This window comes from Streptomyces pimonensis (genome assembly GCF_041380215.1).
Taxonomy (GTDB): domain Bacteria; phylum Actinomycetota; class Actinomycetes; order Streptomycetales; family Streptomycetaceae; genus Streptomyces; species Streptomyces pimonensis.
Genome location: NZ_JAHWZY010000165.1, coordinates 1 through 258 on the forward strand (window position 1 = coordinate 1; position 258 = coordinate 258).

Sequence of the window (258 nt, forward strand, 5' to 3'; positions counted from 1 at the left end):
GGGCGACGATCCCGTGGACGCCGCCAAGCAGGTCAAGGAGCAGCTCGGCCGGGTGCCGGGCCGGGGCTTCGGGCACGGCCTGCTGCGCTACCTCAACCCGCAGACGGCCCCGCTCCTGACGCACTGCGCCCGGCCGCAGATCGGCTTCAACTACCTCGGCCGTACGGTCGCCTCGTCCGCGTCGGGGAGCGGCGACTGGACGGTGGCCGACGACGCGCACGCACTGGGCGCCGGCACCGATCCGGCCACCCCGCTGCT

The 258-nt window shown here is 75.2% G+C and carries 1 protein-coding gene; it reads left to right on the forward strand.

The features are described 5' to 3' along the window. Window positions 1-258 (forward strand): condensation domain-containing protein (locus KYY02_RS33840; RefSeq protein WP_371244941.1); only part of this gene is annotated, 258 nt, incomplete at both ends.